General features: G+C 55.1%; 22 protein-coding genes. 15 read left to right on the plus strand and 7 right to left on the minus strand.

Annotation, left to right across the window (positions count from 1 at the left end; translation table 11 throughout):
- Positions 1-94 precede the first annotated feature (94 nt).
- The 4 genes from pyrC to mdtH form a co-directional block, all read right to left on the minus strand.
- Positions 95-1,138, minus strand: coding sequence for a dihydroorotase (gene pyrC, locus J2X14_RS01575; RefSeq protein ID WP_352409466.1), 1,044 nt, complete (start codon positions 1,136-1,138; stop codon positions 95-97).
- Positions 1,139-1,364: 226 nt separating this feature from the next.
- The gene (locus J2X14_RS01580) at positions 1,365-1,928 is read right to left on the minus strand and encodes a lipoprotein (RefSeq protein WP_352409467.1); all 564 of its coding nucleotides are present in this window, start codon (positions 1,926-1,928) and stop codon (positions 1,365-1,367) included.
- 152 nt (positions 1,929-2,080) lie between these two features.
- Positions 2,081-2,728, minus strand: coding sequence for a glutaredoxin 2 (gene grxB / locus J2X14_RS01585; RefSeq protein ID WP_352409468.1), 648 nt, complete (start codon positions 2,726-2,728; stop codon positions 2,081-2,083).
- 110 nt (positions 2,729-2,838) lie between these two features.
- Positions 2,839-4,044, minus strand: a complete 1,206-nt coding sequence (mdtH, locus tag J2X14_RS01590) for a multidrug efflux MFS transporter MdtH (protein WP_352409469.1) — start codon at positions 4,042-4,044, stop codon at positions 2,839-2,841.
- 292 nt (positions 4,045-4,336) lie between these two features.
- Here mdtH and rimJ point away from each other — a divergent pair, with 292 nt between their 5' ends.
- The 5 genes from rimJ to J2X14_RS01615 all read left to right on the plus strand — a co-directional run bounded on the left by rimJ (position 4,337) and on the right by J2X14_RS01615 (position 9,338).
- On the plus strand, positions 4,337-4,927 hold the full coding sequence (gene rimJ / locus J2X14_RS01595; RefSeq protein WP_352409470.1) for a ribosomal protein S5-alanine N-acetyltransferase: 591 nt from the start codon (positions 4,337-4,339) through the stop codon (positions 4,925-4,927).
- A 53-nt stretch (positions 4,928-4,980) separates the two neighbouring features.
- On the plus strand, positions 4,981-5,901 hold the full coding sequence (locus J2X14_RS01600) for a Gfo/Idh/MocA family protein (RefSeq protein WP_352409471.1): 921 nt from the start codon (positions 4,981-4,983) through the stop codon (positions 5,899-5,901).
- 123 nt (positions 5,902-6,024) lie between these two features.
- Complete coding sequence (gene murJ / locus J2X14_RS01605; protein ID WP_352409472.1) at positions 6,025-7,563, plus strand: murein biosynthesis integral membrane protein MurJ; 1,539 nt, start codon at positions 6,025-6,027, stop codon at positions 7,561-7,563.
- A 586-nt stretch (positions 7,564-8,149) separates the two neighbouring features.
- The gene (locus tag J2X14_RS01610; protein ID WP_352409473.1) at positions 8,150-8,965 is read left to right on the plus strand and encodes a hypothetical protein; all 816 of its coding nucleotides are present in this window, start codon (positions 8,150-8,152) and stop codon (positions 8,963-8,965) included.
- The gene (locus J2X14_RS01615; protein ID WP_352409474.1) at positions 8,955-9,338 is read left to right on the plus strand and encodes a hypothetical protein; all 384 of its coding nucleotides are present in this window, start codon (positions 8,955-8,957) and stop codon (positions 9,336-9,338) included. The genes J2X14_RS01610 and J2X14_RS01615 overlap by 11 nt, the downstream gene beginning before the upstream one ends.
- Before the next feature lie 93 nt (positions 9,339-9,431).
- On the opposite strand, the gene flgN is transcribed toward J2X14_RS01615, so the two are convergent.
- From flgN to flgA, 3 genes are all read right to left on the minus strand, one after another.
- A complete protein-coding gene (gene flgN, locus J2X14_RS01620) occupies positions 9,432-9,866 on the minus strand; it encodes a flagellar export chaperone FlgN (RefSeq protein ID WP_352409475.1) in 435 nt (144 codons plus the stop codon).
- 5 nt (positions 9,867-9,871) lie between these two features.
- Positions 9,872-10,171, minus strand: a complete 300-nt coding sequence (flgM, locus tag J2X14_RS01625) for a flagellar biosynthesis anti-sigma factor FlgM (RefSeq protein WP_352409476.1) — start codon at positions 10,169-10,171, stop codon at positions 9,872-9,874.
- Positions 10,172-10,275: 104 nt separating this feature from the next.
- Positions 10,276-10,935: a flagellar basal body P-ring formation chaperone FlgA gene (flgA, locus tag J2X14_RS01630; protein WP_352409477.1), complete on the minus strand. Its 660-nt coding sequence runs from the start codon at positions 10,933-10,935 to the stop codon at positions 10,276-10,278.
- A gap of 154 nt (positions 10,936-11,089) precedes the next feature.
- On the opposite strand from flgA, the gene flgB reads away from it, so the two are divergent.
- The 10 genes from flgB (at position 11,090) to flgK (ending at position 20,046) form a co-directional block, all read left to right on the plus strand.
- Positions 11,090-11,503 (plus strand): flagellar basal body rod protein FlgB, encoded by a 414-nt coding sequence (gene flgB / locus J2X14_RS01635; protein ID WP_103058252.1) that lies wholly within the window; start codon positions 11,090-11,092, stop codon positions 11,501-11,503.
- Between the two features lie 3 nt (positions 11,504-11,506).
- Entirely contained in the window at positions 11,507-11,911 is a 405-nt protein-coding gene (gene flgC / locus J2X14_RS01640) for a flagellar basal body rod protein FlgC (RefSeq protein ID WP_085072124.1), read from the plus strand.
- Positions 11,912-11,923: 12 nt separating this feature from the next.
- The gene (gene flgD / locus J2X14_RS01645; protein WP_352409478.1) at positions 11,924-12,598 is read left to right on the plus strand and encodes a flagellar hook assembly protein FlgD; all 675 of its coding nucleotides are present in this window, start codon (positions 11,924-11,926) and stop codon (positions 12,596-12,598) included.
- A 29-nt stretch (positions 12,599-12,627) separates the two neighbouring features.
- A complete protein-coding gene (flgE, locus tag J2X14_RS01650) occupies positions 12,628-13,827 on the plus strand; it encodes a flagellar hook protein FlgE (protein WP_352409479.1) in 1,200 nt (399 codons plus the stop codon).
- 21 nt (positions 13,828-13,848) lie between these two features.
- On the plus strand, positions 13,849-14,607 hold the full coding sequence (locus J2X14_RS01655; protein ID WP_352409480.1) for a flagellar basal body rod protein FlgF: 759 nt from the start codon (positions 13,849-13,851) through the stop codon (positions 14,605-14,607).
- 17 nt (positions 14,608-14,624) lie between these two features.
- Positions 14,625-15,407, plus strand: a complete 783-nt coding sequence (gene flgG, locus J2X14_RS01660) for a flagellar basal-body rod protein FlgG (protein ID WP_352409481.1) — start codon at positions 14,625-14,627, stop codon at positions 15,405-15,407.
- 84 nt (positions 15,408-15,491) lie between these two features.
- Entirely contained in the window at positions 15,492-16,196 is a 705-nt protein-coding gene (gene flgH / locus J2X14_RS01665) for a flagellar basal body L-ring protein FlgH (protein ID WP_352409482.1), read from the plus strand.
- A 9-nt stretch (positions 16,197-16,205) separates the two neighbouring features.
- Complete coding sequence (locus J2X14_RS01670) at positions 16,206-17,315, plus strand: flagellar basal body P-ring protein FlgI (RefSeq protein WP_352409483.1); 1,110 nt, start codon at positions 16,206-16,208, stop codon at positions 17,313-17,315.
- Complete coding sequence (gene flgJ, locus J2X14_RS01675; protein WP_352409484.1) at positions 17,315-18,283, plus strand: flagellar assembly peptidoglycan hydrolase FlgJ; 969 nt, start codon at positions 17,315-17,317, stop codon at positions 18,281-18,283. Before J2X14_RS01670 ends, flgJ begins: the two co-directional genes overlap by 1 nt.
- A 125-nt stretch (positions 18,284-18,408) precedes the next feature.
- Positions 18,409-20,046, plus strand: coding sequence for a flagellar hook-associated protein FlgK (gene flgK / locus J2X14_RS01680; RefSeq protein WP_352409485.1), 1,638 nt, complete (start codon positions 18,409-18,411; stop codon positions 20,044-20,046).
- The last annotated feature ends 22 nt before the right edge of the window (positions 20,047-20,068 follow it).

The raw sequence follows: 20,068 nt of genomic DNA on the forward strand, positions 1-20,068 counted from the left end.
ACAGGCAAAGCAACGAAAAGGTAGGAAGAGAAACAGGAAAAAACGGAGACGATCACAGAAGCGGCTAACGCGCTAACGTCAGCCGCTAACAAGATTACGCGATGCGCCAGTTCAGCGTTTCGCCCGCCAGGAACGGCACCAGCGTGTCGTCCGCCGCCGCAATGCTTTCCTGAACGGTCCAGGGCTGGCGCACCAGACGAAGCGTGCCTTCATTCAGCGGCAGGCCGTAAAAGTTCGGGCCATTTTCCGAGCAGAAGGCTTCAAAATGTTCCAGCGCGTTCATCTCTTCAAAAACGGTCGCGTAGGCCGGCAGCGCGGTTGGGGCATTAAACACCCCGGCGCAGCCGCAGCTGGCTTCTTTCCGATGACGCAAATGGGGCGCGGTATCGGTGCCGAGGAAAAAGCGACGATTGCCGCTGGCGATCACCTTACGCAGCGCCTCCTGATGCACGTTGCGTTTCAGAATCGGCAAGCAGTAAAGATGAGGACGCACGCCGCCCACCAGCATATGGTTACGGTTAAACATCAGATGCTGAGGCGTAATCGTTGCCGCCAGCAGCTGGTTGCCCGCTTCAACATACTGCGCCGCCTCTTTGGTGGTGATATGTTCAAACACCACTTTCAGCGCCGGATAGCGCTGGCGCAGCGGCTCCATGACCGTTTCGATAAAGCGCGCTTCGCGGTCAAAGATATCGATATGGGCATCGGTCACTTCGCCATGAATAAGCAGCGGCATACCGATCTTTTGCATCCGATCCAGTACCGTGGCGATGGCGTCGATACTGGTTACACCGTGGCTGGAGTTAGTGGTCGCGTGGGCGGGATAAAGTTTAGCGGCGGTAAACACGCCAGCCTGAAAGCCTTTTTCCAGCTCATCCGGCTGCAGGGAATCGGTAAGGTAGCAGGTCATTAACGGCTGGAAAGCGTGCTCTTTCGGCAACGCATCCAGAATACGCGCACGATAGGCGATGGCCGCCTCCACGCTGGTGACCGGCGGCACCAGATTAGGCATCACAATCGCACGGCCGCACACGGCGCTGGTAAAGGGTAATACGGCGCGCAGCATCTCATCGTCACGCAGATGGATATGCCAGTCGTCAGGGCGGCGAATGATCAGTTGCTGAGGTTGTGCAGTCATGAATTAGGCTCCGGCGATAGGGAAAAGGCAGTTTTTAGCCGGGTATCAAGCATAAGGATAAAAGCAACCGATTGCACATGCTTTATCACGGGCGCGTTAAAAAAGTCGTGCGTAACGGGAAAGTTGCTGAAGTTATCGCCTGCATGTCTGGCGCGGCATAGAACGCGAATGGATAGCGGACAAAAAGCGCTGCCCGCGCCGGGAAACGGGCGCGGGCAGCGGTGGGTCACTGGGTAAAAGGAATCACCAGCTCGCCCGGTTTAACCTCGATGCCTTTCGCCAGCTTCTTCGCCAGCGCTTCCGCTTTGCTGCGATCTTCGCTCAGTACGTAAGCGGGTTCGCGATCGAAATAGCTTTTCAGCGATTGGTTAAGGTAAGGCGTGAGCGTTTGCAGAATCGACTGCATTTTCTCTGGCTGCACGTTGGCATCTACGATCTCCAGATCTTTCAGGAAGATCGCGCCTTTTTCTTTATCAAAGAACGGCAGCGCCTTCATTTTCAGCTGCATATCTGCCTGCTGCGGGCCCAGCAGCGAAGTGATATTCACTTTTGCATTGCCGGAAAGCGTGACTTTACCGGTCTCTTCGCGGCCAATCTGGCTGCTAAGATTACTCAGCACGATATGGGCGTTAATCAGCCCGGAAACGCCAATATCTTTCTGATAATTATTATGTTTTTGCAAAGCCTGGTTGATCTCCTGCTCGGAAATCGTGTATTGGGTAAGCTGGTTACAGGCGGTCAACAGACCGGCCACCAGCAGGGCGCAGAGCGCCAAAAACGCCTTGTTCATGACAATCCTCGAAAGTGAAGCGGAGAAAGTCTCCTTTTTAGAGGGCTAAGCTTGCCGTAATCACCGCCGTGAGTCACCAGGAAAAGCGAAAAAGCGTAGGGGGAAAAGCGGGGCCAGGGTGGCAGCAGGCGGCGAAACGCCGCCTTTAGGGATCAACCGGCAACAGAACTTAACAAATTAACCTGAGTTTGCTTCGCCATATTATCGCGATATTCCGCCACGCGGCTGGGCCAGTTAATGCCCGCCACCAGCGTTAGCGAGCGCAGCAGCGGAAACAGATTAATATCATCGAGGCTTAACTCGCCGTTAACGGCGTTGGGTTTCACGATCAGCTTGTCGAGATCGCGCATATCGTTAGAGATCTTTTTGATCAATCCGTCCGCGTGCTGTTTTAATTCCGCAAAGTCGCCAATGTTGGCTTCCTTTTTGTTTTTAAAATAAGCGCGCGCCTGCGGCGTGGCAAACTCAGCAAAAGCGCCGTCGGCAACGCGTGGCAGCAGCAGCTTATTCACGTAGCTATTTACGTTGCGCAGCCAGTCGTTAATAGCCGGGTTGGTTTTACCGGTCAGCAGCGGCTCGCCATCCAGCTGATCGACGTAGCGCACAATATCCAGGCTCTCCGGCATACAGCTGCCATCCTCTTTTTGCAGGATCGGCGCCATTTTCTGACCAATCAGACGGGTTGGCGTCTCTTCATCATCGTTAAGCATTACCACCAGTTCAATCGGCAGGTTTTTCAGGCCAAAAATCATGCGTGCTTTAACGCAAAACGGACAATGATCGTAAATATAGAGTTTCAACGCATCTCTCCTTACTGATATTGCCGACAGCGGGCTGCCATCAGCAATTATTTGAATATGCTTAAAAAGTATGGAAGAGATTGTGGGGAAGGGCAAACCGCAACGGCAGCTTAGCCGCCGCGCAGTATCGCCGGTGCGACGCGACGTGGCTGAAACTGCCACCACAGCGCCAGCAGCGTGATGGTGCCGATGCAGCCCAGCATCAGCCAGGGCAGCTCCGGCAGAGCCAGCTCGCGTCCGGTATCGAATAGCCAGCCGCCGCCGGTATAGCCGAGCGCGCCGCCCAGCGCCAGGCCCAGGCGGCTAAAGCCCAGGTAGCTGCCGCGCGCCCTGGCGCTGGCCAGCTCGGCGCTCAGCGTTTCACGTGCCGGTTCGGCAATAATCGCCCCAACATAGAACAGGCAGATCAGAATAAACAGCTGTTGCAGCGAATCGGTCAGGCCGATCGGCACCATGCTGAGCGTCATCAGCAGCAGGCCCGCCATTAAACGATGCTCCAGGCGGAAACGCTTTTCGCTCCAGCGCGCGATAGGATAAAGCAGCGTCAGCGACAGCGTCGCTTCAATGGCATACATCCATTTCACCGCGCTGGCGGTTCCGGCGATCTGGTTCACCATAATCGGCAGCATCAGCATCACCTGAACAGCCAGAATGTAGTAGCCGGTTAAGGTCAGCACATAGGTGCAAAAGCGGCGATCTTTCAGTACGCGTCCTAACCCTTCACGCAGCGGCGTAGGCACGCTGGAGATGCGCCAGGCGGGTAACAACAGGGCATTAAGCAGCGCAGCCAGTACGAAAACCAGCGCGCCAACCCAGCAAACCAGACGGAAATCCCACGCCAGCAGCCAGCTGCCAATCAGCGCGCCCAGCACTGCGCCAGCGCTGTCCTGCATCATTAACAGAGAAAAGAAACGGCCGCGGCCCTCAGGACGGATAAGCTTCACCACCAGCGCGGTTCGCGGCGGGTCGAACAGCGTGCCGCCCAGGCCGGAAAGCAGACAGGATAACCACAGCACCCACGGCTCATGCGCCATCGCCATGGCGGCGAAACCGGAGGCGCGTAGCAGCATGCCACAAATAATCATCGGCTTAGCGCCAAAGCGATCGGCAATCGCGCCGCCAAACACGCCCAGCCCCTGTTGAATCAGCTGACGCAGCCCCAGCGCAATACCGACAATCATTGCCGCCCAGCCGAGCTGATCGACGAAGCGGATGGAAATCAACGGGAAAACCACAAAGAAGCCCAGCACTACCAGCATGTTATCGACCAACAGAAAAACCCGACCAAGACGTCGGGCGCGCGCCACTCCGGCCATGCTAATTCCTTAACAGTGCTACATAAAATTGCGTTTGAGGGATATTATTTTGCGCGTTAACTGTTTAATTTAACAGCAAAAGCAGAATGATATTTTTTTATCGATCTTTGACAAAATGTGCTGTAATTTCAGTGGAGTAATGATGTCTGCCGCTGCACACTGAGCGATATGTTCCGCTATCGTTAATCAGAAAGGCCGCGGTGACTCATCGGTAATAATCGGGCTGCGTCTGTTTTTAACGCACCGGGCATCAATTAATTTTGCTTATCAGCCATGGCTTTCAGGAGAAGAGATGTTTGGCTACCGTTCCGCCGCACCAAAAGTGCGCCTGACCACCGATCGGCTGGTGGTTCGTCTTGTTCATGAGCGCGATGCATGGCGACTGGCTGATTACTACACGGAAAACCGCGCGTTCCTTAAGCCCTGGGAGCCGGTACGTGATGAGAGCCACTGCTATCCGTCGGGCTGGCAGGCGCGGCTTGGGCTGATTACCGATATGCACCGGCAGGGCAGCGCCTTCTATTTTATCGTCATGGACCCGGAAGAGAATGAAGTGCGCGGCGTGGCTAACTTCAGCAACGTGCTGCGCGGTTCGTTTCATGCCTGTTACCTTGGCTATTCGCTGGGTGAAAAGTGGCAGGGGCAGGGCATAATGTTTGAAGCGTTGCAGACGGCGATTCGCTACATGCAACGCCAGCAGCGTATGCATCGCATTATGGCCAACTATATGCCGCATAATCAGCGCAGCGGCAATCTGCTGGCGCGGCTGGGCTTTGAGAAAGAAGGCTACGCGAAAGATTACCTGCTGATTAATGGCCGCTGGCAGGATCATGTGTTAACTGCGCTGACTCATCAGGAGTGGGCGCCGGAGCGGCGCGGCTAAGCGTCGATGTTTCACTTTAGGCGCTGTTGGCAAAAGCGGCGCGGGAGTCTGCGATGACGGTAAAAATTGGGGTTGTGGGGCTGGGCGGTATTGCACAAAAAGCCTGGCTGCCGGTGCTGGCGCAGGCCGACAGCTGGACGCTCACAGGCGGCTTTTCGCCTAATCAGCAGAAGGCGCAGAAGATTTGTGACAGCTGGCGGATGCGCTGTTACGCGCAGCTGGATGCGCTGGCCGCCGACTGCGATGCGGTTTTTGTTCACAGCAGCACCGCCAGCCACTATCAGGTGGTGCGGGCGTTGCTGGAGCAGGGCGTGGATGTCTGCGTGGATAAGCCGCTGGCGGAAACGCTGAGCGAGGCGGAGGCGCTGGTTGAGCTGGCGCACAAGCGGGGACGGAAACTGATGGTGGGCTTTAACCGCCGTTTCGCGCCGCGCTACCAGCAGCTGAAAGCGGCCTTGCAGCAGCCCGCGTCGATTCGCATGGAGAAACACCGCAGCGACAGCGTGGGGCCGCACGATCTGCGTTTTACGCTGCTGGATGATTATCTGCACGTGGTTGATACCGCGCTGTGGCTGGCGGAGGGAAAAGCCTCGCTGCGTCATGGCTATATCCAGACCACGGACGCGGGTGAAATGTTATATGGCGAACATCACTTTAGCGTAGGCACTACGCAGATCACTACCAGCATGCACCGGCGCGCCGGAACGCAGCGCGAATCGGTGACGGCGATTGCCGACGGCGGCGTCTGGCAGCTGGATGAGATGCGCGAGTGGCGGCACGAGCGTGACGGCGCCACGCTAACCGAGGCGGTACCCGCCTGGCAAACCACGCAAATTCAGCGCGGCTTCGACGGCGCGGCACGCCACTTTATCGCCTGTGTGCAAAATCAGACAATGCCGGAAACCAGCGGTGAGCAGGCGTTAAAAGCCCAGCGCATAGTGGAAAAAATCTGGCGCGACATGGATCGTGAATAACCTGCGGTAACAATCGTTTGTGGTTATTTCGCTGCGTATCGGTAGACTAACCGCCGGATCGGCCCGCAGCCGGTCCGCTATTGTCTGTTAACCGGATTGAATATTCAGGATGCGCAGTTAACCATGAATTTGTTGAAATCTCTGGCAGCGGTCAGCTCAATGACGCTGTTTTCCCGCGTGCTGGGCTTTGCCCGCGATGCGATCGTGGCAAGAGTATTCGGCGCCGGAATGGCGACCGATGCCTTTTTCGTCGCCTTTAAGCTTCCCAATTTATTGCGTCGTATTTTTGCCGAAGGCGCCTTTTCTCAGGCGTTTGTGCCGATCCTTGCGGAATATAAAAGCAAGCAGGGCGAGGAAGCGACGCGCGTTTTCGTGGCGTATATCTCCGGCCTGTTAACCCTGGCGCTGGCGTTAATTACCTTTCTCGGCATGATTGCCGCCCCGTGGGTGATCATGATTACCGCGCCGGGCTTTGCCGATACCGCCGATAAGTTTGCGCTTACCAGCAATCTGCTGCGTATTACCTTTCCCTATATTTTTCTGATTTCGCTCGCCTCGCTGGCTGGCGCGATCCTGAATACCTGGAATCGCTTTTCGGTGCCGGCCTTTGCGCCCACGCTATTAAATATCAGCATGATCGGCTTCGCGCTGTTCGGCGCGCCCCATTTTCATCCACCGGTGCTGGCGCTGGCCTGGGCGGTGGTGGTGGGTGGGGTACTACAGCTCGGCTATCAACTGCCGCACCTGAAAAAAATTGGCATGCTGGTGCTGCCGCGCCTGAATCTGAAGGATGCGGGCGTCTGGCGCGTGCTGCGCCAAATGGGCCCGGCGATTCTCGGGGTGTCCGTTAGTCAGATCTCGCTGATCATCAATACCATTTTCGCCTCTTTCCTCGTCTCCGGTTCCGTCTCCTGGATGTACTATGCCGACCGCCTGATGGAGTTTCCTTCCGGCGTGCTGGGCGTGGCGTTGGGCACCATTCTGCTGCCGTCGCTGTCGCGCAGCTTCGCCAGCGGCAATCACGCCGAGTATTCGCGCCTGATGGATTGGGGGCTGCGGCTCTGCTTCCTGCTGGCGTTGCCGAGCGCGGTGGCGCTGGGCATCCTCTCTGGCCCACTTACCGTGGCGCTGTTCCAGTATGGGAAATTTACCGCCTTTGACGCCGCCATGACGCAGCGGGCGCTGATCGCCTATTCGGTCGGGCTGATGGGGCTGATTGTGGTGAAGGTGCTGGCACCGGGCTTTTACTCGCGTCAGGATATTAAAACGCCGGTAAAAATCGCTATCGTCACGCTGATTATGACCCAGTTGATGAACCTGGCGTTTATCGGGCCGCTGAAACACGCCGGGCTGGCGCTCTCTATCGGGCTGGCGGCCTGTCTGAACGGCGCGTTGCTCTACTGGCAGCTGCGTAAGCAGCAGATTTTTCAGCCGCAGCCGGGCTGGACAGGCTTTTTACTGCGTCTGATTGTGGCGGTGATCGTTATGGCGGGCGTGCTGATCGGCATGATGATGGTGATGCCTGCGTGGGATACCGGCAGCATGCTGTATCGTCTGGTACGTCTGGCGGCAGTTTGTGCGGTGGGCGGCGGCGCTTACTTTTTGGTGCTGGGCCTGCTGGGATTCCGCCCGAAGGACTTCGCGCGCCGCTCGGTGGTGTGATAACCGACGTACAAAACCCGCCGAAAGCCAATTCGGTGGGTTTTGTGCGTGAGTGGTATCCGCACGAATGGAGTTATTAAAACTTTTCGTTCAATAAATTTTATTTTTGGTACGCTGCAAGGATGTTTTTGTATTCATTACGTTATTGATCAATAACAGGAAAGAAATTAAAAATTACATTTCTTTATAGAATAGAGGCTAAAAGAACATTGTTTAAGTAAGTACTATAATCAGTACCCTGATGTTATTTAAATAATAAGCTAATTAAATTAATTCATTGTTATCTTATCGGCTATAATTTATTGAAAATTAATGATTAACCAACGAAATGTTCCCGATTAGGATGTGGTGATTGTTTATGATTTGTTTTGGCCACACAGGTGCTTATTAATAGAAGGGGTAATAAATAATTTACTCGATAGGGCAACGTTGCATATTTCGGGGCGCTATAAATAAAGGTGTTGTTTTAGCCATTGATATCTATATTGGTAGGTGGATGACGCTGTTATATTCATGTATTCTTACAGCACTGACAAGGAACCTGGTAGATATATTTCCCCTAACTACCTGTTAGATAAGGAACAACATGCTACAACCCGCCATTAAAGCTGCTGTAATTAGCACAGAACTCACAGCATATCTTACCGAAGGAGAGCGTCTGGATGAAGTATCTTTTCGGCGATATCTTCGTGATATTGAAGCGCTTAAAGATCCAGTGGCTGAAGATTACCTTAAAGCGCTGGTATTTGGCGCCTATGGACGTGAAGATAATGCCATTGCACACTTCGAACGATCTTTGCAGGTGTGCCACAATGAGGTTGTAGCAAAAAACTTTCTCGTCTACTTATCCGACTTTGGCTCATTAACTGCCAGCTTCACAAAAAGTGTTGAGCTTGCCGAAAAGTATGTTTCGCCATTTATTTATCAGCATGCCTATGAAAATTGTATCTTTGTAGGACGAATGGATTTGGCTGAAAAATACTATCATTCTTACGCTAAACTTTTCAGTGGCGAGGCGTTGGAATCAATGGACAATAAACTGGACGATGTATTATTCGAGGTGAATGCTTTTAAGCAGAGCGCAGGCTTTTCTGGTCTGGAATACGAGCTTCTGTTCCAGGCGCTTACACAAATAATGGATTCGCATAAACTGCATCCCTTAGCGCTTAAATTTTACGAAATTGCAGAAGAAAAAGTTAATGCTTTGGTCGTCGTTACTAAAACCCCTGACGTAAGCCTACTTGCTGATATGAATGTTGAGCTTGCTTTCTCTGTTGCTGAACATGATTGCTTCATGCATAAGAATTTTTCTTTATGGTTTGAAGCTGAAGAAGAACAAAATACGCAACATACAGGCTCAGCCTTATTTCGTGTTAAAAGGAGTAGGCCTCATGCCAGTTAATAGTCATGATTTCCTTAGTTTTGCTAAGGATTGCCATAATAGAGCTGACGAAATTGGCTACCGTAACGCCATCGGCAGAGCATACTATAGCTCATACCATCACGTTTTACCGGCCATGGTTAATGGCCCCAAAGAGAGTCATCAGGGGCTGATAAATTATTTACAGGGCGATGCTTGCCGGGGGCATGAAGCTTATGACCCAAAGGATATGAGGGGCATAGGTTTCATTCTTACTCAGTTAAAAGCCCAAAGGATAATTGCTGATTACAGGTTAGATCAGCATGTGACGTCTAAGCAGTCAGGCTTAGCTATTAATATGGCTGTGCGCCTCATAGAAAAGTGCACTGAGATGACCAAATCAATAGCCTCATAAAACAGAGCCACGGAGGTGGCCCTGTTTTTAAACTACGCCGGTTAACACTCTCATAATAACTTTTTAAATAAGTTTCATGGGGTTGAGCTAAGGCTATACGCGACGCGAGGTAAAACCGCCTGCCGACGTCGCCTGGCCATCCGGGCCGTAAAACGCCTGCGTCTGATGCGGTTTCAACAGCGCCAGCGCCCGATCGTTGTAAGCCATCTGCTGATTTAACAGCATGCCGTTATGGCTGTTGTTGTTGCGTAGCTGGCGGGTATGCTGCTCAATCTTCTGCCAGCGACGCGCCAGTTCCGGCTGAGCGGCATAGGGCGCCTGAATACGGTACTGCTTTTCTGATTCCCGCCGGATACCGTCAAGATAGTTCAGCGTGGTCAGCAATGAACTTTTATCTTCGGTAATACGCTGTAGCAGGCTGCTGTTAATGAGGCCGGCAGAAAGCTGCTCGTGTTCTTCCTTCATTATATTGCTCAGCGAACCAAGCACTTCCTGCATTTTATCCAGCGCGGTAATCAGGCTATTCATAGCGGTTATTTATCCTGTAAATAAGATTTCGCTTCCTGAATCAGGGCATCGGCGATTTTGCCGGTATCCATTTTCAGTTCGCCATTGCGAATGGCGGTTTTCAGTTGCTCAACGCGAGCGGTATTAATATCTTTCCCGTCCGCAGTCATCAGCTGGGCCTGGGCGCCGCTCAGGCTAACCTGCGCTGCGCTGGCGGGCGCTTTTGCGCCAGTGGTCTGACGCACCTTTGCCGCGCCGTTATCATTCGTCTCACGTGGCTGAACGGTACTGACGGGCTGCGTCGCTTTGGTTTTGTCGATGCTCATGGTCTGGCTCCTGTAGATTCAGGCATTCATGCAGCCTGATAGGCAAAGAGTACTCTATGTATGTTGATCCCACTATCGGCAGCTCAACAGCCATCTTTAGCAGTTTATAGCGTTATAAGAATATTCCCATCCGCATTCACGCTGCCACTCACTATTTGCCCATTTTCCATACGAACCCGAACCCGCTGCATCGCCGTGGCGTTATTGAGCGCACGCCCTTCACTGCTCACGTTAAAACCATCGCCCTGCGCAATCACCAACACCGGCTGACCCGCCTTTACGCGCCAGGCCTGGCGCACCATCGAAAGCGTTACCGGCTGATCCGGTAAAATATCGCGTACGCTTACCGCTTCTACTATTTGTTGCGGATCCAACACCGTGCGGGCAGGCAGCGTATCCAGCCGACCCTGTTTGATCTGAATGTCACCGGCGGTTAAGGCGGAGCCACGCGGGATTTGGCGATTCGCCACCACATAGTCGCCGGTTACCTGCACCTCAACCTGCAAAAAGCGACGCTCTCGATCGCAGGTGGCCGCCACGCTCATGTTGCCCCATAACCGGCTATTGCCCGGCAGGCTAAGCTGCGGCGCGCTACAGGTGGGCCACTGTTTCTCCGGCGTACGCACCACCACATTGATGCCAGCGGCGTGCAGCGGATCGCGGGTTTTAAAGAACTGGTTAAGCTGTGCGCCCAGCTCGTCCGCCTCTACCGGCATCACCAGTAAAGAGAGCATCGCACCCAGCCACCACATCATTATCCGCATTTGTTTATCCCCACCTGATTCATGACGCTGATTCTACCCGCGCGTGCAATTTTTCAAGGCAAAAAATAGCGATGCTTTTTAGCGCTATTCCAGCGATAGCTTTTGCCGCGCCCGATTATGCTGACAACTCAAAATTTCACATCCGGAGGAAAGCATGCTCGACAAACTGGATGCAGCTTTGCAGTTCGGCACTGAAGCGCTAAATCTGCGGGCGCAGCGTCAGGAAATCCTGGCATCCAACATCGCTAACGCTGATACGCCAGGCTACCAGGCCCGCGATATCGATTTTGCCAGCGAGCTTAACCGCGCGCTGGAGAAAGGGCGGGCGCAGGGTTCTGGCCTGTCGTTGGCGGTGACGTCGGCACGCCATATTCCTGCGCAGACTGCCACGCCGCCGTCAATGGATCTGCTGTATCGCATTCCCGATCAGCCGTCGATGGATGGTAACACGGTCGATATGGACCGTGAGCGTACGCAGTTTGCTGATAACAGCCTGAAATACCAAACCGACCTCACGCTTATCAGTAGCCAGATAAAAGGCATGATGAGCGTGCTGCAAGGACAATAACCGATGGCACTGCTTAATATTTTTGATATCGCCGGTTCGGCGATGGCTGCACAGTCACAGCGTTTAAACGTCGCCGCCAGTAACCTGGCCAACGCCGACAGCGTTACCGGTCCTGACGGCCAGCCGTATGTCGCTAAACAGGTGGTATTCCAGGTGGATGCCGCGCCGGGACAGGCCACCGGCGGCGTACGCGTTGCGCAGGTGGTGGAAGATCAAAGCCCGGCGAAGCTGGTGTTTGATCCGGGCAATCCGCTGGCGGACGCCAAGGGCTACGTCAAAATGCCCAATGTTGATGTGGTCAGCGAGACGGTAAACAGCATGGCGGCGTCACGCAGCTATCAGGCGAACGTTGAAGTGCTGAACACCGTCAAGTCAATGATGATGAAAACCCTGACCATCGGTCAATAACGGAGAATAACCATGGGCTTAGCCGTTGGCGTAAATGAAAGAATCGATCCCAGTGTGTTGTCCAACACCACTGGCGCATCAAGCAGCAGCAGCGCAACCGATCTACAGAGCAACTTTTTGACCCTGCTGGTGGCGCAGTTAAAAAACCAGGATCCCACCAATCCGATGGAGAACAACGAACTGACCACGCAGCTGGCGCAGATCAATACCGTGAGCGGTATCGAGAAGCTGAACACCACGCTGGGTTCGATTTCCGGTCAGATCAACAGCAACCAGTCGGTTCAGGCGTCAACCCTGATCGGCCGCGGTGTGATGGTGCCGGGCAGCCAGATCCTGACCGGCAAAGGCGAAACCACGCCGTTTGGCGTTGAGCTGACGCGCGCCTCCACCTCTACCACCGCGACCATCACCGACGGCAGCGGCAAAGTAGTGCGCACGATCGACCTCGGTAAACTCACCGCAGGCGTTCATACCTTCGCATGGGATGGCACTTTAACGGACGGCACTACCGCACCGGACGGCAAATATAACGTTTCCCTCGCCGCCAGCGACGGAACGGAGCAACTGGTGGCGCAGCCACTGAATTACGCCTTAGTGAACGGTGTGACCACCGATTCCAGCGGGGCAAAACTTGACCTCGGGACGCTGGGCACTTCCACGCTCGATAAAATTCGTCAGATTCTTTAATAAGACACTAATTTACTCAGGAGTGACACATGGGCTTTTCACAAGCGGTCAGCGGTTTAAACGCGGCCTCCAGTAACCTCGACGTTATCGGCAACAACATTTCCAACTCCGCGACGGCAGGTTTTAAATCCAGCACCGTCTCTTTTGCCGACATGTTCGCCGGTTCAAAAGTGGGTATGGGCGTAAAAGTTGCGGGCGTGATCCAGGACTTTAACGACGGCACCACCTCGACCACCAGCCGTGGTCTTGATGTGGCGATCAGCCAGCAGGGCTTTTTCCGCATGGCGGACGACAGCGGCGCGGTTTACTACAGCCGTAACGGCCAGTTCACGCTGGATGAGAACCGCAACATCGTCAACATGCAGGGCATGAAGCTGACCGGTTATCCGGTAGCAGGTACCCCGCCGACCGTACAGACCGGCGCAAACCCGGTGGCGCTGAGCGTACCGACTACCCAGATGACGGCGAAACGTACCGAGACCGGTTCACTGGTTGCGAACCTGAACTCTTCTGACGGCACTAAAGTTGACGCGAATTTCGACAGCACCGATGCCACCAGCTACAACGCCAAGTCGTCAATGACTACCTTTGACTCGCTGGGCAACGCGCACACTATCGATCTTTACTTCGTGAAAACCGCAGACAACAACTGGAACGTGCATCCGATCGATTCCAGCAGCGGCGCCACCACCACGCCATTCACCATGGGCTTTAACCCGAACGGCGTGATGACCACCGCCACCAGCCAGACCATCTCTATGGGCGCGCTGAACGGTTCTAACGCACAGACCTTTACGCTGGATTTAACCGGCAGCATGCAGCAGAACACCGGTGCCAATACCTTCGGCAACCCGGTGCAGGATGGTTATAAGCCGGGCGACCTGGTGAGCTACCAGATCAACAACGACGGCACGGTAGTGGGTAACTACTCCAACGAAAAAACCCAGACCCTGGGACAGATCGTGCTGGCGAACTTCGCTAACGCCGAAGGCCTGAAATCTGAAGGCAACAACGTTTGGTCATCTACCGCCTCTTCTGGTCAGCCGCTGGTTGGCCTGGCTGGCACCGGTAACCTCGGCACCCTGACCGCAGGCGCGCTGGAGTCATCTAACGTTGACCTGAGCAAAGAGCTGGTAAACATGATCGTCGCGCAGCGTAACTATCAGTCGAACGCGCAGACCATCAAAACACAGGATCAGATCCTCAACACGCTGGTTAACCTGCGTTAACAGGACTGACGGGAGAGCGCTATGGATCACGCTATTTATACCGCCATGGGCGCGGCAAGCCAGACGCTCAACATGCAGGCGGTTACGGCCAACAACCTGGCCAACGCCTCAACGCCGGGCTTCCGCGCGCAGCTTAATGCGCTGCGTGCGGTGCCGGTAGAGGGATTATCTCTGCCGACGCGTACGCTGGTTACCGCCTCGACGCCGGGCTCCAACATGACGCAGGGCCCGCTCGATTATACGCAGCGTCCGCTCGACGTCGCGGTGCAGCAGGATGGCTGGCTGGCGGTACAAACGGCAGATGGCACCGAAGCGTATACCCGCAACGGTAACATGCAGATTAGCCCCACCGGCGAGCTGACCATTCAGGGTCATCCGGTGATGGGCGACGGCGGTCCGATTGCGGTGCCGCAGGCGGCAGAAATCACTATTGCGGCTGACGGCACCATTACCGCGCTGAACCCGGGCGATGAGCCCAACGCGACGGTACAGCTGGGACGTTTGAAGCTGGTGAAGGCGACAGGGCAGGAAGTGGTTCGCGGCGATGACGGCATGTTCCGTCTCAGCCCGGCAGCGCAGGCGCAACGCGGCGCGACGCTGCAAAACGACCCGACGGTGCAGGTGATGCCGGGTGTACTGGAAGGCAGCAACGTCAAACCGGTCGAAACCATGGTTGACATGATTGCCAACGCTCGCCGCTTTGAGATGCAGATGAAAGTCATCTCCAGCGTCGATGAAAACGAACAACGCGCCAACCAGCTGCTCAATATGAGCAGCTAAGGCAAGAGGAAAACAGCATGATCAGTTCCTTATGGATCGCCAAAACCGGTCTTGACGCCCAGCAAACCAATATGGATGTCATTTCCAACAACCTGGCAAACGTCAGCACCAACGGCTTTAAGCGTTCACGTGCGGTATTTGAAGATTTGATGTACCAAACCATGCGTCAGCCGGGCGCTCAGTCTTCTGAGCAAACCACGCTGCCGTCTGGCCTGCAGATCGGTACCGGCGTGCGTCCGGTCTCGACCGAGCGTCTGCATACCCAGGGCAACCTGTCGAAAACCGACAACTCGAAAGATGTGGCGATTAACGGCCAGGGTTTTTTCCAGGTTCAGATGCCGGATGGCACCGCGGCCTATACCCGCGACGGCTCTTTCCAGGTGGATCAGAACGGCCAGCTGGTGACCAACGCCGGTTTCCCGGTACAGCCCGGCATCACCATTCCCGCTAACTCCCTGAGCATCTCTATCGGGCGTGACGGCGTGGTAAGCGTGACGCAGCAGGGCCAGGCGCAGCCGGTACAGGTGGGTCAGCTGACGCTGAGCACCTTTATGAACGATACCGGCCTCGAAAGCGTGGGTGAAAACCTCTACAAGGAAACCCAGGCTTCCGGCGCGCCAACCGACAGCACGCCTGGCCTGAACGGCGCTGGCCTGCTGTATCAGGGTTATGTTGAAACCTCGAACGTCAACGTGGCGGAAGAGCTGGTCAGCATGATCCAGACGCAGCGCGCGTATGAAATCAACAGTAAAGCCATTACCACCTCCGATCAGATGCTGCAAAAACTGACGCAGGTGTAACGGTAGTAAACGCGCTCAGGCGCGGATGGGCGGCGTTTCGGCTCCGCCCTTACGTTAAATAATGCAATGAAAGGTATACACGTCGTGGCGAAGCAATTCACTCTTAAGCCTGGACATTTGGTTATCGCAGCGATGCTGATGACCCTTAACGGTTGTGCTCTTGTTCCCCGTACGCCGCTGGTCAACGGCCCGACAACGGCTCAGCCGCTGCCTGCTTCGCCGCCCGTGGTTAACGGATCTATTTTCCAGGGGGTGATGCCGATGAACTATGGCTATCAGCCGCTGTTTGAGGATCGTCGTCCGCGCAATATCGGCGACACGCTGACCATCGTGCTGCAGGAAAACGTCAGCGCCAGCAAAAGCTCCTCAGCTAACGCCAGCCGTGACGGCAGCGCCAGCCTCGGCCTGACCGCCGTGCCGCGCGCCCTTGAAGGCCTGCTGGGCGGCGATAAGACCTCGCTGAGCGGCGAAGGCAAAAATGATTTCGCAGGTAAAGGCGGCGCGTCGGCCAATAACACCTTTACCGGCACCATCACCGTTACCGTTAATCAGGTTCTGCCTAACGGCAACCTGAATGTGGTGGGTGAAAAACAGATTGAGATTAACCAGGGCACCGAATTCATTCGCTTCTCTGGCATCGTCAACCCGCGCACCATCAGCGGTAACAACAGCGTGGTTTCCACGCAGGTGGCAGATGCCCGTATCGAATATGTCGGTAACGGTTATATCAATGAAGCGCAGAACATGGGTTGGCTGCAGCGCTTCTTCCTGAACATCTCACCGATGTAAGAGGCTTTTATGTCACAGTCACGCATTATTCATTTCGCGCTTTCTCTGCTGTTGCTGAGCATCAGCACGCTGGCAAGCGCCGATCGCATCCGCGATCTCACCACGGTGCAGGGCGTCCGTGGTAACCAGCTGATCGGCTATGGTCTGGTGGTTGGCCTTGATGGCACCGGTGATCAGACGGCGCAAACGCCGTTTACCACCCAGTCGCTGAACAACATGCTGTCGCAGCTGGGCATTACCGTACCGGCTGGCACCAATATGCAGCTGAAAAACGTCGCGGCGGTAATGGTGACCGCCAGTCTGCCCGCTTTTGGTCGTCAGGGGCAGCAGATCGACGTGGTGGTTTCCTCACTCGGTAACGCCAAAAGCCTGCGCGGCGGCACGCTGATTATGACGCCGCTGAAAGGGGTGGATAACCAGGTTTACGCATTGGCGCAGGGCAACATTCTGGTCGGCGGCGCAGGCGCGGCGGCAGGCGGCTCCAGCGTGCAGGTTAACCAGCTGAACGGCGGTCGCATTACCGGCGGCGCGACTATCGAACGTGAAATGCAGAGCAACTTCGGTACGCAAAGCACGCTGAACCTGCAGCTGAATCAGGAAGATTTCAGCATGGCGCAACGCATCAGCGATGCCATCAACGGTCGCGGCTACGGCTCGGCGCAGGCGCTGGACGCCCGTACCGTGCAGGTCCATATGCCAATGAACAACAGTTCGCAGGTGCGTCTGCTGGCTGATATCCAGAACATTGATGTGTCAGTACCGATTCAGGATGCGAAAGTGATCATCAACTCGCGCACCGGTTCGGTGGTGATGAACCGCGAAGTCACGCTCAGCTCATGTGCGGTGGCGCAGGGCAACCTGTCGGTCACCATCAATCAGCAGCAGAACGTCAGCCAGCCTGATACGCCGCTGGCCGGTGGGCAGACCGTGGTCACGCCGCAAACCCAGATTGATATGCGTCAGGAAGGCGGTGCGCTGCAGCGTGTTAACGCCAGTGCCAACCTGAACAGCGTAGTACGCGCTCTGAACGCGCTGGGTGCAACGCCGATGGATCTGATGTCGATTCTGCAATCAATGCAGAGCGCGGGCTGCCTGCGCGCCAAACTGGAAATTATCTAATGAACGATACGCAATCTGTAATGAGCGCGGCTTATGACAGCCAGGCGCTTAACAGTCTGAAACGTCAGGCCGGCAACGACCCGCAAGGAAAAGCGTTGCAGGTGGCGAAGCAGGTAGAAGGCATGTTTGTACAGATGATGCTGAAGAGTATGCGTCAGGCGCTGCCGCAGGAAGGCATGCTCAGCACCGAACAGACGCGGATGTTCACCTCAATGTATGACCAGCAGATTGCGCAGGAAATGGGAAATAAAGGGCTGGGGCTGGCTGACGTCATCGTGAAACAGATGATGCCAGCCCAGGCACCGGACGAAAGCGCGGGCACCGTACCGATGCCGCTCGATCGTTCGGTGGTGATCAACACGCTGCTGCCACGTCAGATGGAACAGATGCAGATGCAGATGGCGCAAATGGTGCAGCGGGCGGTGCCTAAACTGCCGCAGCCGACCTCCAGCGCGCCACTGAGCGGCGACAGCAGCGACTTTATCGCTAAGCTGACGCAGCCTGCGCAGCTTGCCAGCCAGCAGACCGGCATTCCTCATCAGCTGATCCTCGCCCAGGCGGCGCTGGAGTCAGGCTGGGGGAAACGCCAAATCATGACCGAAGATGGCCAGCCGAGCTACAACGTGTTCGGCATTAAAGCCACTGGCAGCTGGCAGGGCAAAACCACCGAAATCACCACCACCGAATATGAAAACGGCGTGGCGAAAAAAGTGAAGGCGGCGTTCCGCGTCTATGACTCATACGTCGATGCGTTAACCGATTACGCCAACTTGCTGAGTAAAAATTCGCGCTATGCCAAAGTGACCACGGCAAAAACTGCGGAAGAGGGCGCGCATGCGTTGCAGGAAGCGGGTTACGCCACCGATCCGAAATATGCCAAAAAGCTGGTTAGCATGATTCAGCAGTTTAAAGACCTGGGTGAAAAAGTCGCTAAAGCGTACGGCAATGAGTTAGGCGATCTGTTCTGATTTTTTACTCAAGTTTCACTTAAGCACGCCGATAACCACAACAGGCCAGAAAGCGTCCCGTCACGCTTGCGGCACCCGATTCGTTGAATGCCGCCCGGTGCGTACCGGCGCAAAAAGGAACCGACATGTCCAGCTTAATTAACTCCGCAATGAGCGGGTTGAGCGCCGCGCAGGCTGCGCTGAATACCACCAGCAGTAACATCAGCAATTATAATGTGGCTGGTTATTCACGCCAGACGGCGGTACTGACTTCACTGCCAAGCACCCTGAACGGCGGCAGCTATTATGGTAACGGCGTAACGATCAGCAACGTTCACCGCGAATATGATGAGTTTATTACCGGGCAGCTGCGTGGCGCTTCGGCGCAAAACAGCGGCATTACCACCCAGTACAACCAGATCTCTAACATTGACGATTTGATGTCTTCATCGTCAAACAGCCTGTCGACCACGCTTTCTGATTTCTTCACTAACGTACAGAACGTGGTGAGCAACGCGGACGATCCTTCCGCGCGTCAGACGCTGCTGGGCAAGGCGGATGGCCTGGTGAACCAGTTTAAAGTCACGGATAAATATCTGCGCAATATGGATGCCAGCATCAACACCAGCATCTCTTCTTCCGTGCAGCAGATTAACAGCTACTCCAGCCAGATTGCCAACCTGAATACCCAGATTGGCAAACTGCAGGCGGCGGGCGCCGGTGCCGATCCTAACAGCCTGATGGATCAGCGCGACGCGTTGGTCAACAAGCTGAACGATCTGGTCGGCGTAAGCGTGACGCAGCAGGATGGGAGCTATATCGTTTCGATGTCCAACGGCCTGTCGCTGGTTAACGGCGCAGATACCCGTCAGCTGGTGGCGATGACCGCCAGCAGCGATCCAACCCGCACCACCGTTGGCTACGTTGATAAATCCGCCGGTAACGTTGAGATCCCGGAAAGCCTGGTCAGTACCGGCTCGCTGGGCGGTCTGCTGAAGTTCCGCAGCGAAGATCTCGATTCGGCGCGTAATAAGCTTAACCAGCTGGCGCTGAATTTCGCTGACAGTTTTAACACGCAGCATAAGGCGGGCTTCGACAGCGAAGGTAAAGCCGGTACCGATTTCTTTGCCATCGGCGGCCCTACCGTGGTCGGCAACAGCAAAAATACCTCCGGCGTTACCCTGAGCGCCAGCTGGAGCGACACCAGCAAAGCGCAGGCCACTGATTATAAAGTGAGCTGGGATGGCGGTAACTGGAACGTGAAGCGCCTCTCTGACAACACCAATGTCAGCGCGTCGCTGGACGCCAACGGCAAGCTTAATTTCGACGGCCTGCAGATTACCCCATCCGGTACGCCTGGCGCCAAAGACAGCTTTATCGTTAAGCCGGTCAGCAATGCGATCGTCAATATGGACGTGGCGATATCCAATGAATCGCAGATTGCTGCCGCTGGCGCGGTGGGCGGTGAAAGTGATAACCGCAACGCGCAAAAGCTGCTGGATCTACAGAGCAAAAATCTGGTTAACGGCAACGCGACATTGGCGCAGGGCTATGCCAGCCTGGTGAGCGATATTGGTAACAAAACCAACACGCTGAAGACCACCAGCGAGACGCAAGGCAACGTGGTGAACCAGCTTACCAACCGTCAGCAATCGGTATCCGGCGTTAACCTTGATGAAGAGTACGTGAACCTGCAACGCTATCAGCAATATTACATGGCGAACGCGCAGGTTCTGCAGACAGCATCAGCAATTTTTGATGCCTTAATCAGCATCCGTGGCTAATTGAATTAATGAAGGAATAACC

Source organism: Mixta sp. BE291, assembly GCF_031457955.1.
In the GTDB taxonomy this organism is placed as follows: Bacteria; Pseudomonadota; Gammaproteobacteria; order Enterobacterales; family Enterobacteriaceae; genus Mixta.

Excerpts from the sequence above, each read along its gene's own strand:
- J2X14_RS01615 (WP_352409474.1), top strand. The coding sequence starts at position 8,955 with ATGCCAGTTAATAGTCATGATTTCCTTAGTTTTGCTAAGGATTGCCAT.
- flgG (WP_352409481.1), top strand. The coding sequence starts at position 14,625 with ATGATCAGTTCCTTATGGATCGCCAAAACCGGTCTTGACGCCCAGCAA.
- pyrC (WP_352409466.1), bottom strand. The coding sequence starts at position 1,138 with ATGACTGCACAACCTCAGCAACTGATCATTCGCCGCCCTGACGACTGG.
- murJ (WP_352409472.1), top strand. The coding sequence starts at position 6,025 with ATGAATTTGTTGAAATCTCTGGCAGCGGTCAGCTCAATGACGCTGTTT.
- flgK (WP_352409485.1), top strand. The coding sequence starts at position 18,409 with ATGTCCAGCTTAATTAACTCCGCAATGAGCGGGTTGAGCGCCGCGCAG.
- flgD (WP_352409478.1), top strand. The coding sequence starts at position 11,924 with ATGGGCTTAGCCGTTGGCGTAAATGAAAGAATCGATCCCAGTGTGTTG.
- flgN (WP_352409475.1), bottom strand. The coding sequence starts at position 9,866 with ATGAATAGCCTGATTACCGCGCTGGATAAAATGCAGGAAGTGCTTGGT.
- flgM (WP_352409476.1), bottom strand. The coding sequence starts at position 10,171 with ATGAGCATCGACAAAACCAAAGCGACGCAGCCCGTCAGTACCGTTCAG.
- rimJ (WP_352409470.1), top strand. The coding sequence starts at position 4,337 with ATGTTTGGCTACCGTTCCGCCGCACCAAAAGTGCGCCTGACCACCGAT.
- J2X14_RS01655 (WP_352409480.1), top strand. The coding sequence starts at position 13,849 with ATGGATCACGCTATTTATACCGCCATGGGCGCGGCAAGCCAGACGCTC.
- J2X14_RS01610 (WP_352409473.1), top strand. The coding sequence starts at position 8,150 with ATGCTACAACCCGCCATTAAAGCTGCTGTAATTAGCACAGAACTCACA.
- flgA (WP_352409477.1), bottom strand. The coding sequence starts at position 10,935 with ATGCGGATAATGATGTGGTGGCTGGGTGCGATGCTCTCTTTACTGGTG.
- mdtH (WP_352409469.1), bottom strand. The coding sequence starts at position 4,044 with ATGGCCGGAGTGGCGCGCGCCCGACGTCTTGGTCGGGTTTTTCTGTTG.
- J2X14_RS01600 (WP_352409471.1), top strand. The coding sequence starts at position 4,981 with ATGACGGTAAAAATTGGGGTTGTGGGGCTGGGCGGTATTGCACAAAAA.
- flgC (WP_085072124.1), top strand. The coding sequence starts at position 11,507 with ATGGCACTGCTTAATATTTTTGATATCGCCGGTTCGGCGATGGCTGCA.
- J2X14_RS01670 (WP_352409483.1), top strand. The coding sequence starts at position 16,206 with ATGTCACAGTCACGCATTATTCATTTCGCGCTTTCTCTGCTGTTGCTG.
- flgJ (WP_352409484.1), top strand. The coding sequence starts at position 17,315 with ATGAACGATACGCAATCTGTAATGAGCGCGGCTTATGACAGCCAGGCG.
- flgB (WP_103058252.1), top strand. The coding sequence starts at position 11,090 with ATGCTCGACAAACTGGATGCAGCTTTGCAGTTCGGCACTGAAGCGCTA.
- flgE (WP_352409479.1), top strand. The coding sequence starts at position 12,628 with ATGGGCTTTTCACAAGCGGTCAGCGGTTTAAACGCGGCCTCCAGTAAC.
- J2X14_RS01580 (WP_352409467.1), bottom strand. The coding sequence starts at position 1,928 with ATGAACAAGGCGTTTTTGGCGCTCTGCGCCCTGCTGGTGGCCGGTCTG.